Origin of the sequence: Aquipseudomonas ullengensis (assembly GCF_014174475.1) — a bacterium.
Taxonomy (GTDB): domain Bacteria; phylum Pseudomonadota; class Gammaproteobacteria; order Pseudomonadales; family Pseudomonadaceae; genus Aquipseudomonas; species Aquipseudomonas ullengensis.
The window spans coordinates 89,822-112,250 of the sequence record NZ_JACJUD010000006.1; the positions used below are offsets into that span (position 1 = coordinate 89,822).

Annotated in this window: 15 protein-coding genes; 8 read left to right on the plus strand and 7 right to left on the minus strand. The window is 64.3% G+C overall.

From position 1 onward, the window contains the following. Window positions 1–7: 7 nt before the first annotated feature. From tolQ to H3H51_RS17275, 3 genes are all read right to left on the minus strand, one after another. On the minus strand, window positions 8–715 hold the full coding sequence (gene tolQ / locus H3H51_RS17265) for a protein TolQ (protein WP_183090315.1): 708 nt from the start codon (window positions 713–715) through the stop codon (window positions 8–10). A gap of 204 nt (window positions 716–919) precedes the next feature. After that, window positions 920–2,839, minus strand: coding sequence for a phytase (locus H3H51_RS17270; protein ID WP_183090316.1), 1,920 nt, complete (start codon window positions 2,837–2,839; stop codon window positions 920–922). Window positions 2,840–2,963: 124 nt separating this feature from the next. Then, window positions 2,964–5,489 (minus strand): TonB-dependent receptor, encoded by a 2,526-nt coding sequence (locus H3H51_RS17275; RefSeq protein WP_183090317.1) that lies wholly within the window; start codon window positions 5,487–5,489, stop codon window positions 2,964–2,966. Between the two features lie 354 nt (window positions 5,490–5,843). Here H3H51_RS17275 and H3H51_RS17280 point away from each other — a divergent pair, with 354 nt between their 5' ends. The 3 genes from H3H51_RS17280 (at window position 5,844) to H3H51_RS17290 (ending at window position 8,667) form a co-directional block, all read left to right on the plus strand. Next, window positions 5,844–6,761 (plus strand): GGDEF domain-containing protein, encoded by a 918-nt coding sequence (locus H3H51_RS17280; protein WP_183090318.1) that lies wholly within the window; start codon window positions 5,844–5,846, stop codon window positions 6,759–6,761. 6 nt (window positions 6,762–6,767) lie between these two features. Continuing rightward, entirely contained in the window at window positions 6,768–7,805 is a 1,038-nt protein-coding gene (locus H3H51_RS17285; protein ID WP_183090319.1) for an AraC family transcriptional regulator, read from the plus strand. 460 nt (window positions 7,806–8,265) lie between these two features. Next, on the plus strand, window positions 8,266–8,667 hold the full coding sequence (locus tag H3H51_RS17290) for a YkgJ family cysteine cluster protein (RefSeq protein WP_183090320.1): 402 nt from the start codon (window positions 8,266–8,268) through the stop codon (window positions 8,665–8,667). Window positions 8,668–8,709: 42 nt separating this feature from the next. On the opposite strand, the gene H3H51_RS17295 is transcribed toward H3H51_RS17290, so the two are convergent. The 4 genes from H3H51_RS17295 to thiI all read right to left on the minus strand — a co-directional run bounded on the left by H3H51_RS17295 (window position 8,710) and on the right by thiI (window position 16,180). After that, complete coding sequence (locus H3H51_RS17295; RefSeq protein ID WP_183090321.1) at window positions 8,710–10,644, minus strand: autotransporter domain-containing SGNH/GDSL hydrolase family protein; 1,935 nt, start codon at window positions 10,642–10,644, stop codon at window positions 8,710–8,712. A 164-nt stretch (window positions 10,645–10,808) separates the two neighbouring features. Beyond that, window positions 10,809–12,572: a phosphoethanolamine transferase CptA gene (locus H3H51_RS17300; RefSeq protein WP_183090322.1), complete on the minus strand. Its 1,764-nt coding sequence runs from the start codon at window positions 12,570–12,572 to the stop codon at window positions 10,809–10,811. A gap of 208 nt (window positions 12,573–12,780) precedes the next feature. Further along, window positions 12,781–14,592: a translational GTPase TypA gene (gene typA, locus H3H51_RS17305; protein WP_183090323.1), complete on the minus strand. Its 1,812-nt coding sequence runs from the start codon at window positions 14,590–14,592 to the stop codon at window positions 12,781–12,783. A 130-nt stretch (window positions 14,593–14,722) separates the two neighbouring features. Further along, window positions 14,723–16,180 (minus strand): tRNA uracil 4-sulfurtransferase ThiI, encoded by a 1,458-nt coding sequence (gene thiI, locus H3H51_RS17310; RefSeq protein ID WP_183090324.1) that lies wholly within the window; start codon window positions 16,178–16,180, stop codon window positions 14,723–14,725. A gap of 330 nt (window positions 16,181–16,510) precedes the next feature. On the opposite strand from thiI, the gene glnA reads away from it, so the two are divergent. The 5 genes from glnA (at window position 16,511) to ntrC (ending at window position 21,975) form a co-directional block, all read left to right on the plus strand. Continuing rightward, on the plus strand, window positions 16,511–17,917 hold the full coding sequence (gene glnA, locus H3H51_RS17315; protein WP_183090325.1) for a glutamate--ammonia ligase: 1,407 nt from the start codon (window positions 16,511–16,513) through the stop codon (window positions 17,915–17,917). Between the two features lie 134 nt (window positions 17,918–18,051). Next, window positions 18,052–18,618, plus strand: coding sequence for a DUF4124 domain-containing protein (locus H3H51_RS17320; RefSeq protein WP_183090326.1), 567 nt, complete (start codon window positions 18,052–18,054; stop codon window positions 18,616–18,618). 19 nt (window positions 18,619–18,637) lie between these two features. Beyond that, window positions 18,638–19,264: a DUF4124 domain-containing protein gene (locus tag H3H51_RS17325; RefSeq protein WP_183090327.1), complete on the plus strand. Its 627-nt coding sequence runs from the start codon at window positions 18,638–18,640 to the stop codon at window positions 19,262–19,264. A 198-nt stretch (window positions 19,265–19,462) separates the two neighbouring features. After that, entirely contained in the window at window positions 19,463–20,539 is a 1,077-nt protein-coding gene (gene glnL / locus H3H51_RS17330; RefSeq protein ID WP_183090328.1) for a nitrogen regulation protein NR(II), read from the plus strand. A gap of 2 nt (window positions 20,540–20,541) precedes the next feature. Next, a complete protein-coding gene (ntrC, locus tag H3H51_RS17335; RefSeq protein ID WP_183090329.1) occupies window positions 20,542–21,975 on the plus strand; it encodes a nitrogen regulation protein NR(I) in 1,434 nt (477 codons plus the stop codon). Window positions 21,976–22,429 lie beyond the last annotated feature (454 nt).

The window sequence follows — 22,429 nt, forward strand, 5'->3', positions numbered from 1 at the left end:
GCTCTCCTCAGGCGGCCTGAGCGAGGCTCGACGGCGCTTGCAGCTTGCGGTGCAGGCGGGTCTGCAGCTCGTTGCCGAAGGCGTAGAAGCGCGTGCTGAGGCTGGCCACGCGGGCGGCGAAGCGGTTGTAGGCGATCACCGCGGGAATCGCCGCGAACAGGCCGATGGCGGTGGCGATCAGCGCTTCGGCGATGCCCGGAGCGACGGTGGACAGGGTCGCCTGCTGCACCTGGGACAGGCCGATGAAGGAATTCATGATCCCCCACACGGTGCCGAACAGGCCGATATAGGGGCTGACCGAACCGACCGTGGCGAGGAACGGCAGGCCTTTCTCCAGACGTTCTTCCTGCTCGGAGATGGCCACCAGCAGGCTGCGCTCGACACCGTCGATCACCGCCTCGGGCGCCACGCCATGCTGGCGGTGCAGATGGGCGAACTCCTGATAGCCGGCGCGGAAGATCTGTTCCAGGGCAGCATCCGCATCGGCCTGCTCGGCGCCTTCGCGGTACAGCTGGGCGAGGTCGCCCTGCTGGCGGAAGCGCTTCTGGAAGTCCTTGAGCAAGCGTTCGCTGCGCCCCAGCAGCAGGCTGCGCTGGACGATCAGGTACCAGCTGGCGAGCGAGGCGCCGAGCAGGATCAGCATGACCAGCTTGACCAGCAGGCTGGCGTCGCTGACCAGGCTCCAGACGGTCATCTGTTCGAGGGTGGCGTGCATGGTGGAACTCCTGTGTTTCGTACCGCCCGCGAAGGAGCGGCTGGGTTGGTGCTATTCGATTACGTCGCGGTTACCGGCTGATGACAGCGGGATGCTTGCTACCAACTGCGCTCACCGTTACCCCCGTCATTCCCGCGAAAGCGGGAATCCAGGAGGCACCCCACTGGGTTCCCGCCTGCGCGGGAACGACAGCAGGGCTGTGCATCAGTCCAATTTCAGCGCCTGGGCCACTTCGCTCCAGGGCACGAACTTGAAGTTCTGCGTGCTCTCGGGCATGCGCTTGCGGCCGTCCTGGACCACCAGCATGCCGGCACTCCAGGGCCCGCCGAGGTTGGCCGAGGTGACTTCGAGACCGTCGGTTTCCGAGCTGCCGTCGATGCCCAGGGCGCCGTTGAGGCCGACGCGGAAGGCGCCCTTGAGCGCGTAGGGCGGCTCGGCATCGAGCACCACGTAGCTGTCGTTGCCCTGGCTGGAAATCACCAGGTAGTCGCGCTCGCCGGACTGGTAGAAACCCAAGCCCTCGACATCGGCCTTGAGCACCTCACCGACTCTGAGCACGCTGTGCAGCTCGGTCGGGCCGTCGGCGCGGGCGTCCACCGCCCACACGCCGACATCCTCCTCGCCGAGGAACAGGCGCTGGCGCTGGTCGTCGGCAACGCAGCCTTCCGGCTGGCTGGGCACCTGGAAGCGCCGTACCAGTTCACCCTCGATCTGACCGGTCGAAGCGTTCAGGCGGTACTGCAGGAAGCTGCCGTCCTTGCCGTTGGCGAAGGCATACAACTCGCCGGACGGCGCCTGGAACAGGCAGATGCCGTAGATTTCCTTGAGCGGCGTGCGCACCTCGCCGGCCTCGCGCACCTCACCGCTGGCGCGGTCGATGGCGAACAGACTGATGCTGTTGTGATCGCGGTTGCTGGCCACGGCCAGGTCGACGCGCTCATCCCCCAGGGCGAAGTTGGCGCGCAGGTCGACGTTGTTCAGGCGGCCGACCGGCAGGTCCTGCAGCAACTTGCCGTCCAGGTCATAGATCAGCAGGCCCTGTTTCTTGTTGGTGCCGAGCACCCGTGACAGCGCCGGCTGCGCCGGGTTGACCCAGATCGCCGGGTCGTCGGCGGCATCGCCCTGGCGGCCGACCGGCTCGCTCTGGCGCAGCGGCGCGATATTCGCCAGCACCGGCGGCAAGGCCTGCGGCTGGGCCTGCCAGTTCAGCGCGCCCTGGTAGAAACGCCCGGCGCCGTCGTCCTGCACCAGCACATCGAGGCCGCTACCATTGCTGCGCACAGCCAGGCGCTCGGGTTCCTCCAGCCCTTCCAGCGGCAGGCTGGCCACGGTTTTCCAGGCATCGCCCTGTTGCTGGTAGAGGTGCAGTTCGCCAGCCGCATGATCCAGCGCCAGCAGGCCGCCCGGCACGCTGGCCATCGCGCCGGCAGCGCGCTTGAGGCCGCCGTAGGGCTGCACGATGTCCACCGGGCGGCGCGCCGCGTCGGCTTCCGGGTGCGCCGGGTAGGCCCACAGACCGACGCTTTCCTCGTTGACGAACAGCAGCCCGGCGCCGTCGTCGGCCTGGCAGTACTCGGCCTCAGGCGGCAGCGGCAGGCCGCGCACGCGACGGGCTTCGGCATTCAACTGCGCGCCGGCACCGACCAGCCACTGCTCGCCGTGGCCGTCCTCGCCGATCAGGAACAGGTAGAGGTTGGCCGCTTCGTCGCGATACAGGCACAGCCCGGCCTGGGCGTAGTCGCGCACCGGCAGTTGCAGCGGGCGGCTCCACTGGCGCGTGGTCGGGTCGAGGCTGACCAGCACCGCTTGTTGGGTGGCGTTGTCGAGACTGGCAACCAGCAGGTTGCCCGCGCCCACGCGGCTGTCCAGGCCGCTGAAAGAGCCCGGCAGGCGCGCCAGCTCCTGGCCTTCAGCATCGAGCAGCAGCAGGCCGCGGCGCTCGCTGGCGGCGATGCGCAGATCGGCATCGCCACTCAGCGCAGCCGGGACAAAACGCAGGTCCTCGGCCTTGATCTTGGCCGAGGCGCCCCAGGGGCTCAGCGCCAGCTTCGGCGCGGCGGGTTCCTGGCAGCCGGCCAACAGCAGGGCGGCGAGCAGCAGGGAACGGGAAAACAATGGATTCATTGCAGAGGTAATCCTTGTCGAACGCCCGGCGAGTAGCACGCACACGGGCTGGAAACGGTTGGCGGGGGCGGAGCCAAGCCCCCTCACCCCGGCCCTCTCCCCAGAGGGGAGAGGGCGGTAGAGGTCAGAAGTGGGTGAAGGTCAGACCGAGCTTGTAGGTCGGGCCGTACTCTTCGTACTGAGCGTTGTACGAGCGGTTGCCGGCGTAGACGTAGTAGCTCTCGTCGGTGAGGTTCTGCGCCTCGAACTTGAGCTGCAGTTCCTTGGTCAGGAAGTAGCCGGCGCTGAAATCGACGAACACCTGGTCGTCGACATGCAGGTCGTGCTGCTTGTCGTCGATGCTCGCCACTTCGTAGAGGTAGTCGGACTTGTAGTTGGCCGACAGGCGCAGGCTGAGCTTGTCGTTCTCCCAGCCGAGCATCAGGTTGCCGACGGTGTCGGACTGGAACGGCAGGTCGATGTCGCGCTCGAGGGTGCTGCCGCTGTCGGCGTCATAGCCACTGATGCTGGCGTCGGAGCGGCTGAAGGTGGCGTTGGCGCCCAGCAGCAGGCCGTTCCACGGTGCCGCCAGCCAGTCGAACTTCTGCGAGTAGGCCAGTTCCAGGCCCCACAGCTTGGCGTTGTCGCCGTTGGCGAAGGTGTTGGCTTCGGAGAAGTCGATCCAGTCGCCAGTGCCGGCCAGGTCGGCGTTGTAGACGAAGTTCTCGATGTCCTTGTAGAACACGAAGGCGGAGACCACGCCGGCGCGGCCCAGGTAGTGCTCGATGCCGAGGTCGAAGTTGCGCGACTCCAGCGGGTCGAGCGTCGGGTTGCCGAAGCTGGCTTCGTCGCCGTCGATGACGAAGCCCGGCGCCAGCTGGCCGAAGGTCGGGCGCACCACGCTGTTGGTGATGGCGGCGCGCAGCTGGGTGTTCTTGTCCAGCTGGTAGCGGGCATGCAGGCCGGGCAGCCAGTGGTGGTAGTCGCTCTTCGCCTCGATGGCTTCGTAGTCGCCATCGCGGATGCCGGTGCCCTTGGCCTCGAACTCGGTGCCCTCGTAGCGCATGCCGGCGATGATGCGCAGGTCGTCGATGTCGAGGGTGTGCATCAGGTAGGCGGCGTTGATGTCTTCGCTCATGTCGAAGTCATTCACCCGCGACTCTTCCTCGTTGTAGAACTCGCTGCGGTCGAGGCCGCCAATCAGGCCCTCGATGCTGCTCGCCGACAGGCCGGGGCCGAAGCGATCCAGGCTGTAGTCGACCTGGCCCTTGGTGAACTGGTCCATGCTCAGCTGTTCGTCGGTCAGGCCATAGTCGCCGAGGTCTTCGTAGGTCCAGATGTCGGTGTCGTTATCCTTGTCGCGGCGGCTCAGCTTGCCGCCGAACTTGACCTGCGCGGCGTGGCCGGCCAGGTCGTAGTCGCGGGCCAGGTCGAGCTTGATGTTCTTCTCGGTGTCGGTGGTGTCTTCCTCGGCCCACTCCACCTCGTCGAGGCTGAAGTTGCTCGGGTTGTAGAAGTCGTCACCGATGTTCAGGCGCGGCTTCTTGGTATCGCCGAAACCGGCGTCGGCGAAGTCGTCGTTGCCTTCGAAGGTGGCCCCGGCGATATGCCCGGGCGTGTCCTGGCTGGATTCGCTGTAGCCGGCCTGGGCATTAAGGGTCCACTGGCCCATCAGGCGCTCGCCACCAAGGACGTAGGACTGCACTTCCTGGGTTTCCTCGCGGTCCTTCAGCTCGCGCCAGCCCTCGGCATCGCCGCTCTCGCCGGGCTGCTGCGCATCGGCGAACTCGACGCCGGCGGCGTTGCGCGTCTCGGTGTCCTTGAAGCGGCTGTAGAGGGTGCGTAGGTAGTAGCTGCTGTAGTCGTCGGCCTGGTAGTCGAAGTTCAGGCCCAGGCCGCTGCGCTCGCGGGTGATGTCGTAGTCGCGCTGTTCCAGTCTTTCCAGCCGGGCACCGTCCTCGAAATCCCAGGCGCCGCCGGTTTCCGCGTTGTCCGAGCCGAAGTCGCGTTCCTGCCAGCTCATGGCCGCAGCCACGCCAAAGTTGTCGGTGCCGTCACCGAGGCTGAAGCGGTCGCTCACCGCGCCGGAGAATTTCGGGCTGGTCTGCTCGGTGTTGTCGTCGTAGCTGGCCTCGGTGCTGCCGGTATAGAACAGGCCCTTGTGGTCGAAGGCCGACAGGCTTTCCACCTCGATGGTGCCGCCGAGGGAGTTGGCGTCCATGTCCGGGGTCAGGGTCTTGACCACGGTCAGCGACTGCACCAGCTCGGCCGGCAGCACGTCGAGGGCCACCGCGCGGCGATCACTCTCCGGCGAAGGCACCAGGGTGCCGTTGATGGTCACGGCGTTGAGGTCCGGGCCGAGGCCGCGCACGCTGACGAAGCGGCCTTCGCCCTGGTCGCGCTCGACCGATACGCCCGGCAGGCGCTGCAGTGCCTCGGCGGCGTTCTGGTCCGGCAGTTGAGCCACGCCGTCGGCATGCACCACGCTTTCCACGCTGTCGGAGCGACGCTGTTCTTTCAGCGCCTGATCCAGGCTGGCGGCCTGGCCGACCACGCTGACGTGCTCGGTGGCATTCTCTTCGGCGGCCCACAGCGGCGTGATGGCAATGGCCAGCGCCAGGGCGCTGATATGAAAGCCCGCACGGCGGGCGGTGAGGTGGCGTTTGTGCATGCTGATCTCCCCAAGACAAGCGATCTGGCCGGACCAGTGCCCGGCGACTTGGGGCGCAAGCTAGGAGTGCGGCATGACGGTTACATGACAGGCGCCGCGCCCAGGCCCGATTTGCCGGGCTTTCGCGGGGATATGGGCTGGCTTTGGGCTGAATTGACCCAGCCAAGGAATCGATCTGTAGGGCGGGTGTAACCCGCGATCCACGCCCAACGCGGGTTTCACCCGCCCTGCCCATGGCCAACGCAAAATAATCAGCAAACGGCATGAGCCGATTCGACCTCCCCCACTGCAACCATTCCGTCATATCCCTCTGTTCTGCTGGCCCGGTTCACTGTTCGCGGAGCCTCCACGGCCATGCCCTCGCTGCTCAAGCTGCACCGCCTGAAACTCGCCGCCCTGCTGCTGGCGGCCAACCTCGGCCTGCTCCTGCACCTCGCCGCCGGCGACCTCAAGCCACTGGCCGACTGGGTCTGGCTGGACATCCTCGGCGAAGGCGGCTCGGCCCTGCTGTGCCTGCTCTGGCTCGGCCTGGTGCTGAAAAGCCGACCCGCCGGGCGGGTGACCAACCTGCTGGCCCTGGGCCTGGGCTGCGTGTTCTTTTCCTGGTGGGTGGACTGGCTCGACGAGTTCATCAAGCTGCCGGATGCCATCGGCTGGGATCACTGGCTGGAGTCCGGGCCGATGCCGGTCGGTTTGATCCTGCTGACCCTCGGCATCTACCACTGGCACCGCGAGCAACTGGCGATCAGCGCGCAGATGGAAAAGCGCGAGCGGCTGTTCCGCGAGCACCGCCTGTTCGACCAGGTCACGCCGCTGAACACCGCCGGCTACCTGCGCCTGCAACTGGAGCAAAGCCTGGCCGAGGCACGCGATGAGCAGCAGGCGCTGTCGCTGGTGATCCTCGACCTCGACGACTTCAGCAGCCTCAACCGCCTGCACGGCCATGCCGAAGGCGACCGCGTGCTGCAGGCGTTGACCCAGCTGCTGCTGCTCAACCTGCGCCGCCAGGACCTGCTCTGCCGCCTGGCCGGCGACCGTTTCGTGGTGCTGCTGCCGAACACCGGCGAACGCCAGGCCCGGCAACTGGCCGAGGAACTGCGCCTGGCCGTGAGCCACCTGGCCCACAAGGCCCAGGCCCACGGCGAGCGCCTGCAACTGCAGGCCAGCGTGGCCAGCGTGATGGCCCTCGGCGAGGATGCCGACAGCCTGTTGCGCCGCCTCAACCTGGCCCTGGCGCGGGCCAAGCAACCGCCCTACGCGCACAGCGCCTGAGCCGCCATGACGGTGAAGAACGCCTGGTACGAGAACGACAGCCGCTTCATTCCCGGCCACTGGCAGCCGGCGGTGCTGCTCGACCTGGCGTTGTCGCGCGGGCTCGACAGCCATCGCCTGCTGCGCGGCAGCGGGTTGTTCCACGAAGACATCCTGGCCGGCCAGGCGAAGCTCAGCCCGCAGCAATTCCTCTGCCTGATCGACAACAGCCAGCGCCTGCTGGCGGCCGATGACAGCAGCTTCCTGTTCGGCCAGCGCCTGCTGCCCGGCCACTACGGCGCCGCCAGCCATGCCCTGCAACAGGCCGGCAACCTGCAGCAGGCGCTGGATATCCTGCGCCAGCAGCGCGCTCTGCTCAGCCCATTGCTCAGCCCACGGGTGCTGCTCGACGAGCAGCAGGTGCATATCTACTGGCTGGACAGTTGTGGCGCTTGTGAACAGCAGCGCTTCCTGCTGGAAGCGGGGATGACCGCCCTGGTCGGCATGAGCCGCTGGCTCTCCGGCGAGCGCCTGCCGTGGCGCTGCAGCTTCAGCCACGCGCAGCCGCGCTATGTCGAACAATATTGGGTACACTTGGGCGAGAACGTGCAGTTCGGTGCGCCGCTGGACGTCATCAGCCTGCCGCGCGAATACCTGCACAAGCCCTGGCCCGGCGCCTCTCTGACCGCCGGCAAGGTGGTGCAGCAACACAGCCGCGCCCAGCTCGACGAACTGGGCTTCGACGCCAGTCTGCTCGACCGCCTGTACAGCCACCTGCTCGGCAACATCCGCCAGGCACCGCAGTTGGACAGCGTGGCCGCCGCCTTCGGCATGAGCGCCTCGACCCTCAAGCGCAAACTGCAGAAACACGGCACGCACTTTCAGGAACAGCTCGACCTGGCGCGCAAACACGTGGCGATTTATCTGTATCAGGTACAGGGCTACAGCAATGACGAGGTGGCGGCGTATCTGCAATTCCACGACGCCACCAACTTCCGTCGCTCGTTCAAGCGTTGGACCGGGCTGGCGCCCAGTGCGTTGCGGCGTCTGTGGCAAGCAAGCTAGCAGGCCGTTGAAAAACTACCTGCGTTGCCGATGCGTCGTTAAAAACAGGCTCAGAAAGCTCATTTACAACTCGTAAACTCCGCTTCTTCGCCTGCTTTTGCCTAGCCTCGGCTGCCTCGCCAACATTTTTCAACGCCCTGCTAACCGCGCAAAAACAAACCCCGGAAAAGAAAAAACCCCGCTAGTGCGGGGTCTTGCAGACTGGTTCCTGACGTCCTTGGTCGGCTCGCCGTCCTGGCGGGCAATCCTCCGCGTCCTTGTTGTTTGCTGTGCGCTTCCTGCGCTTCGTCCATGGGGTGGCAGATTAAACAGCTGTTCGACATGCCGATAGCCGCCAACGGCTGGACAACATGTAAGCCATTGCTTACATCGCCGCCGAGCAGGAAAAGCTTCAAAAAATCGCCTACACCGTTATCATCGCGCGCCGAACCCCCGCGCCCTGGCGCACCGAGTAAAGACGATGAAACCCCAACTGATCGCCGCCGCGGAAATCGACCGCATCGAAACCTGGAGCAAGTACAACAGGGACAATTGCACCAGCTGCATGTCCACCTGCTGCACCATGCCGGTGGAAGTGCGCATAGTCGATCTGATCCGCATCGGCCTGGTCGACGAGTTCGAGCGCGGCGAGCCGCCGAAGAACATCGCCAAGCGCCTGCAGAAGGACGGGATGATCGAGCGCTTCAACGCCAAGTCGGGGATCTTCACCCTGACCCGCATGAGCAACAACGATTGCATGTACCTGGATCGCAAGACGCGCCTGTGCACCATCTACGAAAAACGCCCGGACACCTGCCGCAACCACCCGCGCATCGGCCCGCGTCCCGGCTACTGTGCCTGGCGGCCAAAAGCCAAGGCCTGAGTTAGTGCGGGCGCTCAGCCCGCACCTCCCCTGACGCAGCCCTTACCAGTCCATCACCACGCTGACGCCCAGGCTGTTCTGACGATCATCCGCTGCGCGTCGGTGATCGTAGCCAAGCTGCAGCGCCAACCCCGGCGCCAGGCGTTGGCGCAGCCCCAGGCTGGCACGCGTCTGGTAGCGCTCCGGCTCGACGCTGTTGAGCTCGAAGTCGACCCCGGACACGCTGTTCAACGCCATGCCCAGCTCGGCCTGGTCATCCTCGAACTCACGCTCGCGGGCAATCTCGCCAAACAGCTCGGCGTCGTCCGCCAACTGGTAGCGAGCCTGCAGGCCAAGCCCCAAACGCTGCGACTCGCGGCGCTGATCGTCGTAGGACAATGCGGTGGAACTGGCCCCGTCCTCTCGATAACCGTCCACATCGATGCGCGCGTAGTCGGCACTGACGAAGGGCGAAAGACGCAGGCGCGGGTCGCCGACTGCCAGCTCCACCCCCAGGCGCCCATCGACGGCCAGCAGCCAGCCATCGGTCTCGCCCTGTTCAGTGCGCGTGGTCTGCCCCAGGGCAAAGCGCCGCTGCAGATCGTGGTAGTCCAGGTAACCCAGACGAGCACTCAGATCGCCCCACAGCAGGCCGTCGTGGTACTGGGCGAAGACACCGCCCAAGTAGCTGCGCAGGTCGTAGTCGGAATCGCGTGCGCCCAACTCCAGCTCCTGTTGCTGCAGGTCCAGGGTCATGCCGATGCGCCAGTCCTGCGCAGCCCGGTAGCTCGCCCCCAGACTCAGGCCCTGGCCACTGCCATCGCCGCTGGCAGGGCTTTGCGCGCCATCGTAGTCACTCTGCCGCCCCGCGCCGGTGACGAAGCTGCGCCACTGCTCGAGCGGCTGCCAGGCGCCCCAGTCGGCACGCAGTTGCTGGCGCAAGCCGTCACGGGCGCCGTCCAGCGCCGATTCGGCGGCCTGCGGCAGCAACCCGATCTCCCAGGGTGCGCCCAGGATCGACAGGCCCTGGTCGGCCAGGATCTGCTGCATGGTGGTGGACGGGTGGACGATATCGGCATACAGCAGGCGCGTCGGATCGGGCGTGCTGCCGGTGATGCCGTACACCGAATCGATAGACGCGCAGCCGGAGAAGCAGCTGCCCAGCAGGTTGCGCGTCGGGTCGAAGCCGAACGCGGCCGGGTCGGCCAGCACCTCGCGGTACAGCAGCGGCACGTTGAGCGGGATGACCTCTGCATGGATGTTGCCCAGGCGTGTCACCAGCTCGGCATTGAACGCATCGGCCAGCTCCTGCTGCGCCGGGTTGAACACCCCGCCATACACCGGGCTGGGCACATCCACCAGCAACGGCACCATGAAGTAGCGGCCACCGGCGGCCTGCAGCACTTCGACACTGGCGGCCAAGCGCCCCGCTGCCGCTTGCGCGCCGGCGGCATCGGGCACCAGGCCCTGGAGGAAGTCGTTGCCGCCACCATTGACGTAGAACAGCGTGTCCCGGTCGATACCCAGGCCGTTCTCGCGCAGGTACACCAGATAGCCGTCACGCTGGCGCATCAGCGGCGCGGCATAGGTCAGCCCCGCGCGCACCTGCGAACCACCGGTGCCGGTGAGCGGGTCGTACACATTGGTGATGGAGTCGTAGACCTGTTCGGTGCGATAGCCGCCAACCGCCCAGTTGTTGCCGTCGGGCAAGCCATTGGCCGCGCGCGCAAGGTTGGTCGAGGCCACCTGCGGCGCCAGGCCGAGACCCTGGTTGATCAGCATCGGCGAGGTGTAGCCGTAGGCTTCACCAACCCCGTAGGTCGGCCCGACACGGTTGGTATGGCGCACCGGATTGTTCGGCGCGCCCGCCTCGGGGCGCTGGCCGGCATCGCTCAGGCTGTCGCCGAATACCACCATGCCGCTGTAGGCAATGGCGTCGGTGGAAGCGGTGCCAGCCAATAGGCAGGCAAGCGCCAGCGGAGTCAGTACTCGCTTCATGGTCCTAGGGTCCCTTGTTCTTGTTGTGATGGGCGGCGAGGGACTTTAGGGATCATCAAGGCGGAGCGCACGATCGCTCCCTGCAAATTACCTATTTGGATTGAATGGCGGGCGAAGGATTAATCCGCCAGATTACAGCTCGCTCCTCGGTACGAGAGCGAGGCTCAAAGCGACAACGTGCTGCGCTGGCGTGGTGCCTGCTGGGCAATCTCGCTGCCCGCCGGCTTGGGCTTGATCAGGCTGAAGTCGATCAGGCTCTTGGGCTGCTGCGGGTTGCCGATCAGCAGCGGACGCGCCTTGAACGCGGCACTGACCAGGCTCTTGCTCGGGTCGAGCTCGTCGAAGCTCAGCCCGGCCAGGTCCGCCCAGGTGTGGATCAGGTTGGAGCTGCTGTAGGGCCGCCCCAACTGCGCGTCGAAGCTGCGCGGCTGTGCGGCCTGCCACTTCGGCGAGTTCCACACGATGAATGGGATGGTGTACATCGGGCTGGTCGGCGCGCCCTCGTTGCGCCCCAGCACCTGCGGCCTGGGCGCGTCGAACACCGCCTCGCCGTGGTCCGACAGGTACAGCAGGAAACCATTGGGGTCGGTGGCGGCGAAGCGCTTGATCAGGCTCGACACCACGAAGTCGTTGTACAGCACCGCATTGTCGTAGCTGTTGTAGGTCGGCAACTGGTCGTCGGTGACCGAGGCCGGCGCGCCCTGGTGATCGGTGAAACGCTCGAACTCTTGCGGGTAGCGGTACTGGTAGCTCATGTGGGTGCCGAGCAAGTGCACCACGATGAACTTGCGCGGCGCGTCATCGGCCAACACCTTGGCGAACGGGTCGAGCACGTCGCCGTCGTACTGGCGGGCGTTCTGCGCGCGGTTGTTGTTCAGGTAGAACTGTTCGTCCGCCTGCTGGGAGAAGGTCGCCAGCATGGTGTTGCGCTTGGTCATGGTCTGCTGGTTGGTGATCCAGTAGGTCTTGTAGCCGGCCTGCTTCATCACGTTGAGCAGCGATGGCGTGGTCAGGTAGGCGTCCGGGTGCTCCTGGTCGGCGAAGGTCAGCACCTGCTGCAGCGCCTCGATGGTGTAGGGCCGCGGCGTGACCACGTTGTCGAACACCTGCAGCTGGTCGCGCAGCTGGTCCAGCTCGGGCGTGGTCTGCCGCGGGTAGCCATACAGGCTCATGCGCTGGCGGTTGGTCGACTCGCCGATGACCAGTACCAGCGTCGCCGGTTGCTCGCCATGGGCATCCTTGAGATTGCGCAGCGGCGGGATCTTCGCGTTGCCCGCCAGCAGCGCCTGCATGCTGTCCAGCTGCTGGCGGTACTGGCGATAACCCACCACCAGCTGCCAGGGCGTGGCCGGCTCGAGGCGCTGTTCGAAGCCCTCCAGGCCGGCCTGGAAGGTGTCGTTCTTGCTGAACTGGCGCACTGCCGGGTAACCGATTGTGCACGCCAGCAGCAACAGGCTGGCGAACACCGCAACCGGGCGCGGCAGGTACACCGGACGCACCTGGCGCCACAGCAGCCAGGCGCCCAGGCCGTAGGCAAAGAACGCAGGCAGCATCCACCAGGCGAAATACTGCGCGAGGTACTCGCTGCCTTCCGCCACGTTCGACTCGAACAGGATGAAGATGACGCTCTGCGAGAACTCCTGCCCGTAGATCAGGAAGTAGCCGAAGCTCGACAGCGAACACAGCCACAGCAGCCCGCCAAGCACCGCCGCCAGGCGCCGTGTGTACGCCGGCAACAGCAGCAGCGGAATCAGCCACACGCCGCTGAGGATGAAGGCCTGACGAAAACCGCTGAACCCCGCCGTGCCCGTCAGCTGGATCAGCAGCTGGGTCACCCCGGAGAAGTACCAGAAGAACAGAAACATCCAGCCGAGCCCGGCCCAGTCGATGCCCTTGCGCGTTGGCGCTACATTTTTCGCGATGCCCATGGCGACCCCGATACCCCTGAAAAAAGCCGGGGCACGCCCCGAGACGCCAGGAACTATGAGCGCGGGCCGGTGAAAAGTTTGTCAACGGAGTCAGCTTCTTCTCGCCGCTGGTCGGCACCTGCGGCCACTCCGAAAGCGCCAAAGGCAGAAACGAAAACGCCCCCGCAGGCTAGGCCGGCGGGGGCGTTGGATGCAGCTCAGCTAGAAGTTACTTCTTGCTGTGGCGCTTGCGGTCGGTTTCGCTGAGGAACTTCTTGCGCAGGCGGATCGACTTCGGCGTGACTTCAACCAGCTCGTCGTCATCGATGAATTCCAGAGCCTGCTCAAGGGTGAACTTGATCGGCGGAACCAGTGCGATGGTTTCGTCTTTACCGGAAGCACGCATGTTGTCGAGCTTCTTGCCCTTGGTGGGGTTGATCACCAGGTCGTTGTCACGGCTGTTGATGCCGGCCAGCTGGCCTTCGTAGACTTCCTGGCCCGGCTCGAGGAACAGCTTGCCGCGGTCCTGCAGGGTTTCCAGCGAGTAGGTCAGCGCCTTGCCGGTCGCCATGGAAACCAGCACGCCGTTCTGGCGGTGGCCGACTTCACCGGACTTGATCGGGCCATAGTGGCTGAAGGTCGAAGTCAGGATGCCGCTACCCGAGGTCATGGTCAGGAAGGCGTTACGGAAGCCGATCAGGCCACGTGCCGGGATGGTGTATTCCAGGCGGATACGACCCTTGCCATCCGGAACCATGTTGGTCAGATCGCCTTTACGCAGGCCCATCTGCTCCATCAGGGCGCCCTGGTGGATTTCCTCGATGTCGACGATGACGTTTTCGTACGGCTCTTGCTTCTCGCCGTTAACTTCCTTGATCACCACTTCCGGACGGCCAACAGCCATCTCGAAGCCTTCGCGGCGCATGGTTTCGATCAGTACCGAGAGGTGCAGCTCACCACGGCCGGAGACCTTGAACTTGTCGGCGCTGTCGCCTTCCTGCACGCGCAGGGCAACGTTGTGCAGCAGCTCTTTTTCCAGACGCTCTTTGATGTTGCGGCTGGTAACGAACTTGCCTTCTTTACCGCAGAACGGCGAGTCGTTGACCTGGAAGGTCATGGAAACGGTCGGCTCGTCCACGGACAGCGGCGGCAGGGCTTCGACGTTGTTCATGTCGCACAGGGTGTCGGAGATGTACAGCTCGTCCATGCCGCTGACGCAAACGATGTCGCCAGCCTGGGCTTCGGCGACTTCGACGCGGTGCAGGCCGGAGTGCCCCATGATCTTCAGGATACGGCCCTGACGCTTCTTGCCGTCGGCGCCGATGGCCACTACCGGGGTGTTGGTCTTGACCTTGCCGCGAGCGATACGGCCGATGCCGATTACGCCGAGGAAGCTGTTGTAGTCCAGCTGCGAGATTTGCATCTGGAACGGGCCGTCGACGTCGACTTTCGGCGCCGGAACGTGGTCAACCACGGCCTGGAACAGAGCGTCCATGTGGTCGTCCATGTTCTCGTGGTCCAGACCGGCAATCCCGTTCAGGGCGCTGGCGTAGACGATCGGGAAGTCCAGTTGCTCTTCGGTGGCGCCGAGGTTGTCGAACAGGTCGAAGATCTGGTCGATAACCCAATCCGGACGCGCGCCCGGACGGTCAATCTTGTTCACCACCACGATCGGACGCAGGCCGGCCTTGAACGCCTTCTGGGTCACGAAACGGGTTTGCGGCATCGGGCCGTCTTGGGCGTCGACCACCAGCAGAACGGAGTCAACCATCGACATCACGCGCTCTACTTCACCGCCGAAGTCGGCGTGACCGGGGGTGTCAACGATGTTGATGTCGTAGCCGTTCCATTTCAGGGCGGTGTTTTTCGCCAGAATGGTAATGCCGCGCTCTTTTTCCTGGTCGTTGGAGTCCATTACACGCTCGGATTCCAGCTCTTTGCGGTCGAGGGTGCCGGACAGGCGCAGCAGTTTGTCTACCAGGGTGGTTTTGCCATGGTCGACGTGGGCGATGATGGCGATGTTGCGTAGATTTTCGATCACGGAGGTCGTCTCGATTGATGATTCAGAAGTCGTTGGCGGCGCAGTTTACGCAGCCTGGATGAATAGCGGGTGAATACAGTGCTGGTCGGGAGGGCGATGACGGATGCTGCCGCCCAGCAGGCCCGCGCGTTTAATGCGGGCGATAGACGCGAACATTGGCATGCCCCTCGCTCAGTAGATGGTGGGCATGCAGGCGACTCATCACGCCCTTGTCGCAATACAGCAGGTACTGGCGCGTTTCATCCAGGCCCTTGAAGCGATTGTTCAGCGCATAGAACGGCAGAGTCTGGACCTCGACGCCCGGCAGTGCCAGCGGCTCGTCTTCAGCGGCATCCGGGTGACGGATATCGAGGACGATCTGCCCAGGCAGCGCTTCGCGCACTTCCTCGACTTGCAGATCCTGACCCAGCTCGTCGATCACCCGATCGACGGTAATCCGCGTGGCGCGCTCCAGGGCGCGCTCGAGGATGGCCATGTCGAAGTGGGTTTCTTCGTGCTCGATGCGTCCCGGCTTGGCTCGAGTGGTCGGGTTGACCGAGATCACGCCGCAGTACTCGGGCATGTTCTTGGCGTACTCGGCGGTGCCGATGGCCGTGGCCGTGTCGATGATGTCCTGCTTGTGCGCGGCGATCAGCGGGCGCAGCACCAGCATGTCGGTCGCCGAGTCGATCACCGAAAGGTTCGGCAGGGTCTGGCTCGACACCTGGGAAATCGCTTCGCCAGTGACCAGTGCATCGATGCGCAAGTCCTCGGCGATGCGGCTCGCGGCGCGCAGCATCATGCGCTTGAGCACCACGCCCATCTGGCTGTTGTCGACCTTGCCGAGGATTTCGCCGAGCACTTCCTCGAACGGCACGCTGATAAACAGTACGCGGTGCGAGCTGCCGAACTTCTGCCACAGGTGGTGCGCCACTTCCATCACGCCCAACTCATGGGCACGGCCGCCGAGGTTGAAGAAGCAGAAGTGGGTGAGCAGGCCGCGACGCATCATCTGGTAGGCCGCGACGGTGGAGTCGAAGCCGCCGCTCATCAGCACCAGGGTCTGCTCGATCGAGCCCAGCGGATAGCCGCCAAGGCCTTCGTGCTGGGCGTGGATGATCAGCAGGCGCTCGTAGCGCACCTCGAAGCGGACTTCGGCCTCGGGTTGCTTGAGGTCGATGCCGGCGGCGCCGCACTCGATACGCAGGCGGCTGCCGACGTGGCTGGCCAGCTCCATCGAGGAGAAGTCATGGGTGTTGCCCGCGCGCTTGCAGCGCACGGCGAAAATCTTGCCGGGCAGTTGGGCGCCGAAATGCGCGCGGCATTTCTCGAAAGTGTCATCGAAATCGACATAGGGATATTCGTGCACTTCGAGAAAGTGGGCGATGCCCGGGATGCTGCGCAGGCGCTCGAACATCTGCGCCTGGACCTTCGGCTCGCGCACCTGGCTGATCAGGTCGAGGTTGTCCCACTCGCCCTGCACCACCAGCTCGGGGTCCAGGTCACGCAGCACCGTGCGGATGTTCTTCGCCAGCTGGCGGATGAACTGCTTGCGCACCGGCCGGCTCTTGATGGTGATTTCCGCGAAGGGTTTGACGATGAGTTTCATGGGACAGCGCGTACGCCAGGCAGCCGAAAAAGAAGGGCGCGGATTATAGCGGAAATTGCTCAGGAATTAACCAAAAACAATAATGCATCCCCGCAAAGACCCAAAACGGTGCGTAACGATAATTTAAAGATCCAAAATGGTGCGTGCCACTGATCAAATAATCGCCACAGCCCGCGCAAAGCCTGACTTTCCGGCTTTGCTCCCATCCTGGGGCACTGGCACGCAATTTGCTCCCTTGTGAGGCAGGTTGCCCTGACGGACTATCCGGCCGGGCTTCACCGACTATTTTAAGGGCTCAACATTCCGAGCCTTATCCACCTGGAGGACAGCATGTCGAAGTCGATTCAACTGATCAAAGAACACGACGTGAAGTGGGTAGACCTGCGCTTCACTGACACCAAGGGTAAGCAACACCACGTGACCATGCCGGCCCGTGACGCCCTGGACGACGAATTCTTCGAAGTCGGCAAAATGTTCGACGGCTCCTCGATCCATGGCTGGAAAGGCATCGAAGCCTCCGACATGATCCTGCTGCCGGTCGACGACACCGCCGTTCTGGACCCGTTCACCGAAGAGCCGACCCTGATTCTGGTCTGCGACATCATCGAGCCGAGCACCATGCAAGGCTACGATCGCGACCCGCGCTCCATCGCCAAGCGCGCCGAGGAATACCTGAAGACCACCGGTATCGGTGACACCGTATTCGTAGGCCCGGAGCCTGAGTTCTTCATCTTCGACGAAGTGAAGTTCAAGTCTGACATCTCCGGCTCCATGTTCAAGATCTACTCCGAACAAGGCTCCTGGAACACCGACGCCGACATCGAAGGCGGCAACAAGGGCCACCGTCCAGCCGTCAAAGGTGGCTACTTCCCGGTTCCGCCGTGCGACCACGACCACGAAATCCGTACTGCCATGTGTAATGCCATGGAAGAAATGGGCCTGGTCATCGAAGTTCACCACCACGAAGTGGCGACTGCCGGCCAGAACGAAATCGGTGTGAAGTTCAACACCCTGGTCAACAAGGCTGACGAAGTTCAGACCCTGAAGTACTGCGTGCACAACGTGGCTGACGCCTACGGCAAAACCGCTACCTTCATGCCGAAGCCGCTGTACGGCGACAACGGTTCGGGTATGCATGTGCACCTGTCGATCGGCAAAGATGGCAAGAACACCTTCGCTGGCGAAGGCTATGCCGGCCTGTCCGACACCGCCCTGTTCTTCATCGGCGGCATCATCAAACACGGTAAGGCCCTGAACGGCTTCACCAACCCGTCGACCAACTCCTACAAGCGTCTGGTCCCGGGCTTCGAAGCGCCGGTCATGCTGGCCTACTCGGCTCGCAACCGTTCCGCCTCGATCCGTATCCCGTACGTTTCCAGCCCGAAAGCCCGCCGCATCGAAGCGCGCTTCCCGGATCCGGCTGCCAACCCGTACCTGGCCTTCGCAGCTCTGCTGATGGCTGGTCTGGACGGTATCCAGAACAAGATCCACCCCGGCGACGCTGCCGACAAGAACCTGTACGACCTGCCGCCGGAAGAAGCTGCCAACATCCCGCAAGTGTGCGGCAGCCTGAAAGAAGCGCTGGAAGAACTGGATAAAGGTCGCGCGTTCCTGACCAAGGGCGGCGTTTTCTCCGACGACTTCATCGATGCCTACATCGAGCTGAAATCCGAAGAAGAAATCAAAGTTCGCACCTTCGTACACCCGCTGGAATACGACCTGTACTACAGCGTCTAAGTCCGTCGCGTGATGAAAGAGGCCTCCTTCGGGAGGCCTTTTTTTTTGCGCCGGCACACGTCGCAACAGCCGCGCCCTTGCCAGTAGCAGCGGCAGATGCAAGGCTTAGCCAGGATCACACAGGAGTCCCACGGATGCGCCTGATTACCGCCTGCCTGCTATGCACCCTGGCCCTGCCGGCCGCCGCGCAGATCTACAAATACACCGACGCCAACGGCAACACGGTGTTCACCAACCAGGCACCGGAAGGCCAGGACGCCGAAACCGTAAACCTGCCGCCAACCAATACCGTGGAAGCCCAACAGCCCACACGCCCGGTCGAAACCAGCAAGCCCGCGCAAGCGCAAAGCGCCTACACCGTGCTGCAACTGACCGACCTCCCCAGCGATGAAGCCCTGCGCGCTAACAACGGCACTTTCAGCGTCGGCGTCAAACTCGAGCCCAAGCTCAAGCCTGGCCACCTCCTGCGTCTGATCCTCGACGGCCAACCCTACGGCCAGCCGAGCAACGTGCCGCGCCTGCAACTGGTAAACATCGATCGTGGCGAGCACAGCCTGGCGGTGGAAGTCCTCAGCGGCCAGCAGCAGATTCAGCAAAGCGCTAGCGTCACCTTCACCGTACAGCGCATCAGCACCAACAGCCCGGCACGCCCAAAACCTACCCCTGCGCCAACTCCGCGCCCAAAACCTACGCCCAATTAAGCTCCCTGACAGGAACCCCATGCGCCAACTGTTCTTCTGCCTGCTTATCTGCCTGCTGCCCCTGCACGCCCATGCCGGCGTCTACACCTACATCGACGCCGACGGCAACCGCGTGTACACCGACCAACCGCGCTCCGATGACGCCGAGCAGATCCAACTCGCGCCCTCCAACAACATGAGCGGTGGCACGCAGATTCAGCCGCCCACCGTGCCGCTGACCATGGAAGAACCCAAGCCGCCGGCCTACCAGTTGCTGCGCATCCTGATCCCCGAGCCGGATGTCACCATCCGCGAGATCACCGGCAACATGATCGTCACCCTCACCAGCGAGCCCAGCCTGCTGCCGGGACACAGCTATCGCCTGCTACTGGACGGCCAGATCGTCGGCACGCCCGGCCGCAGCCCGGTGTTCCCTCTGGAGAACATCGACCGCGGCACCCACCAACTTTCGGCAGAGATCATCGACGCAAGCGGACGCATCCTCGAACGCACACCCAGCCAGCCGTTTCACATGAAGCGCATCTCGCTGGCCGAGAAACGCCGCGCCCATCCCTGCAAGAAAGCCGACTACGGCGTACGCCCAGAATGCCCAATCGAAGACAAACCGAAAGAGCCGAGAGACATCCCGCTGATCCCCTTCATCTGATCGCCACAGACACGCGCACCAATATGACGCACTGATCTGCACCGATTTCTATACTCTCCCTGTTTTGGTTCACTCGAAAACCCGCCAGCTGCGCTGAAACGCAGCCTGAATCACAGCGGCGGCACCGCGCACGCGTCTTTTCGGGGCTTTGGTTTGCTTCTTGCATTTTCCAGCCCATTGCCGGGACTCGTAACAGCCATGATCAATGACGCGCTGCACCGCTTACTGCTCGACAACCTGACCACCGCAACCATCCTGCTGAATGCAGAGTTGCGTCTGGAGTACATGAACCCCGCCGCAGAAATGCTCCTGGCCGTCAGCGGCCAGCGCAGCCACGGCCAGTTCATCAGCGAGCTGTTCACCGAATCGCCGGAAGCGCTCAGCTCCCTGCGCCAGGCGGTCGACCACGCGCACCCGTTCACCAAGCGCGAGGCCATGCTCACCTCGCTATCCGGCCAGACCCTCACCGTGGACTATGCGGTAACGCCGATCCTCAGCCGTGGCCAGACCCTGCTGCTGCTGGAAGTGCACCCGCGTGACCGCCTGCTGCGCATCACCAAGGAAGAGGCGCAGCTGTCCAAGCAGGAAACCACCAAACTGCTGGTGCGCGGCCTGGCCCACGAGATCAAGAACCCGCTCGGCGGCATTCGCGGTGCCGCCCAGTTGCTGGCCCGCGAGCTGCCGGAAGAAAGCCTCAAGGATTACACCAACGTGATCATCGAGGAGGCCGACCGCCTGCGTAACCTGGTCGACCGCATGCTCGGCTCCAACAAGCTGCCATCGCTGGCCATGACCAACGTGCATGAAGTACTGGAACGGGTCAGCAGCCTGATCGAGGCCGAATGCCAGGGCAGCATCACCCTGGTGCGCGACTACGACCCGAGCATCCCCGATGTGCTGATCGATCGCGAACAGATGATCCAGGCCGTGCTCAATATCGTGCGCAACGCCATGCAGGCCCTCGCCGGGCAGAGTGACCTGCGCCTGGGCCGCATCAGCCTGCGCACCCGCACCCTGCGCCAGTTCACCATCGGCCACGTGCGCCACCGCCTGGTGGTGAAAGTGGAAATCATCGACAACGGCCCGGGCATTCCCCCCGAGCTGCAGGAAACCATCTTCTACCCCATGGTCAGTGGCCGTCCCGATGGCACCGGCCTGGGCCTGGCCATTACCCAGAACATCATCAGTCAGCACCAGGGCCTGATCGAGTGCGAGAGCCACCCCGGCCATACCGTGTTCTCGATCTTCCTGCCCCTGGAACAAGGAGCTTCTTAGTCATGAGCCGCAGTGAAACCGTCTGGATTGTCGACGACGACCGCTCGATCCGCTGGGTCCTGGAAAAAGCCCTGCAACAGGAAGGCATGACCACCCAGAGCTTCGACAGCGCCGATGGCGTGCTGACCCGGCTGACCCGCCAGCAGCCCGACGTGATCATTTCCGACATCCGCATGCCCGGCTCCAGCGGCCTCGAACTGCTGGCGCGCATCCGCGACCTGCACCCGCGCCTGCCGGTGATCATCATGACCGCGCATTCCGACCTGGACAGCGCCGTGGCCTCGTATCAGGGCGGCGCCTTCGAGTACCTGCCCAAGCCGTTCGATGTCGACGAAGCCGTGTCCCTGGTCAAGCGCGCCAACCAGCACGCCCAGGAGCAGCAAGGCCTGGCCGTACCGGTCGAGCAGGCACGCACCCCGGAAATCATCGGCGAAGCGCCGGCCATGCAGGAAGTCTTCCGCGCCATCGGCCGCCTCTCGCACTCCAACATCACCGTGCTGATCAACGGCGAGTCGGGCACCGGTAAAGAACTGGTGGCCCACGCCCTGCACCGCCACAGCCCACGCGCGGCATCGCCGTTCATCGCGCTGAACATGGCGGCGATCCCCAAGGACCTGATGGAATCCGAGCTGTTCGGCCACGAAAAAGGCGCCTTCACCGGCGCGGCCAACCAGCGGCGCGGGCGCTTCGAACAGGCCGACGGCGGCACCCTGTTCCTCGACGAGATCGGCGACATGCCGGCCGACACCCAGACGCGCCTGCTGCGCGTGCTGGCCGACGGCGAGTTCTACCGCGTGGGCGGCCACACCCCGGTGAAAGTAGACGTGCGCATCATCGCCGCGACCCACCAGAACCTGGAAAGCCTGGTGCAGGCCGGTAAGTTCCGCGAAGACCTGTTCCACCGCCTCAACGTGATCCGCATCCACATCCCGCGCATGTCCGATCGCCGCGAGGATATTCCGACCCTGGCCCGCCACTTCCTCGCACGCGCCGCGCAAGAGCTGGCCGTCGAGCCCAAGCTGCTGAAAAGCGAGACCGAGGATTACCTCAAGCACCTGCCATGGCCGGGCAACGTGCGCCAGCTGGAGAACACCTGCCGCTGGATCACGGTGATGGCCTCCGGGCGCGAAGTGCATGTCGACGACCTGCCGCCGGAGCTGCTCACCCAGCCCCAGGAAAGCCAGCCGGCGACCAACTGGGAACAGGCCCTGCGCCAATGGGCCGACCAGTCCCTGGCACGCGGCCAGTCCAGCCTGCTGGATACCGCCGTGCCGGCGTTCGAGCGCATCATGATCGAGACCGCCCTCAAGCACACCGCCGGCCGCCGCCGCGATGCCGCCGTGCTGCTGGGCTGGGGTCGCAACACCCTGACCCGCAAGATCAAGGAACTCGGTATGAAGATCGACGGTGCCGATGACGACGACGGCGACGAATAAGCCGCAGCGCCACGCACCATGAGAACGGGCCCGACAGGGCCCGTTTTCGTTTGCGGCATACGGCTGCGTAGGGCGGGTGAAACCCGCGTTGGGCTTTGATCGTGCTCCGCGCATACGCAGGCGCTCTGCGCCTGCAGGGCGCGGAGCGTCCCAGCCGGGGTTACCACGCGGAGCGTGGGAACCATCTAGCGTCCTGCACTCGCCTCGCGGGTTTCACCCGCCCTACCATGCTCCAGCGCAATGCACCCGCATCGTGCCGGTGCACAGCAGCGGTTCAGCCATCGCCCACGCCGGTAGCCAAAAGCGCTGCAGGCAATCGCTGAAACCCAGCATTCACAAGGCCTGCAGCCACCGTAATAAAACTGGCACACAGTCTGCATAGACTAAAGCAATCCCAGTTTTGGGGACCTTGGTACAGGCAGGCCGGGGAATCCCCTCTTTTACAAGCCCAACA

What these genes read in the sequence shown, in the direction of transcription:
- tolQ (WP_183090315.1), bottom strand. Translation starts at nt 715, where the DNA reads ATGCACGCCACCCTCGAACAGATGACCGTCTGGAGCCTGGTCAGCGAC.
- H3H51_RS17270 (WP_183090316.1), bottom strand. Translation starts at nt 2,839, where the DNA reads ATGAATCCATTGTTTTCCCGTTCCCTGCTGCTCGCCGCCCTGCTGTTG.
- H3H51_RS17275 (WP_183090317.1), bottom strand. Translation starts at nt 5,489, where the DNA reads ATGCACAAACGCCACCTCACCGCCCGCCGTGCGGGCTTTCATATCAGC.
- H3H51_RS17280 (WP_183090318.1), top strand. Translation starts at nt 5,844, where the DNA reads ATGCCCTCGCTGCTCAAGCTGCACCGCCTGAAACTCGCCGCCCTGCTG.
- H3H51_RS17285 (WP_183090319.1), top strand. Translation starts at nt 6,768, where the DNA reads ATGACGGTGAAGAACGCCTGGTACGAGAACGACAGCCGCTTCATTCCC.
- H3H51_RS17290 (WP_183090320.1), top strand. Translation starts at nt 8,266, where the DNA reads ATGAAACCCCAACTGATCGCCGCCGCGGAAATCGACCGCATCGAAACC.
- H3H51_RS17295 (WP_183090321.1), bottom strand. Translation starts at nt 10,644, where the DNA reads ATGAAGCGAGTACTGACTCCGCTGGCGCTTGCCTGCCTATTGGCTGGC.
- H3H51_RS17300 (WP_183090322.1), bottom strand. Translation starts at nt 12,572, where the DNA reads ATGGGCATCGCGAAAAATGTAGCGCCAACGCGCAAGGGCATCGACTGG.
- thiI (WP_183090324.1), bottom strand. Translation starts at nt 16,180, where the DNA reads ATGAAACTCATCGTCAAACCCTTCGCGGAAATCACCATCAAGAGCCGG.
- glnA (WP_183090325.1), top strand. Translation starts at nt 16,511, where the DNA reads ATGTCGAAGTCGATTCAACTGATCAAAGAACACGACGTGAAGTGGGTA.
- H3H51_RS17320 (WP_183090326.1), top strand. Translation starts at nt 18,052, where the DNA reads ATGCGCCTGATTACCGCCTGCCTGCTATGCACCCTGGCCCTGCCGGCC.
- H3H51_RS17325 (WP_183090327.1), top strand. Translation starts at nt 18,638, where the DNA reads ATGCGCCAACTGTTCTTCTGCCTGCTTATCTGCCTGCTGCCCCTGCAC.
- glnL (WP_183090328.1), top strand. Translation starts at nt 19,463, where the DNA reads ATGATCAATGACGCGCTGCACCGCTTACTGCTCGACAACCTGACCACC.
- ntrC (WP_183090329.1), top strand. Translation starts at nt 20,542, where the DNA reads ATGAGCCGCAGTGAAACCGTCTGGATTGTCGACGACGACCGCTCGATC.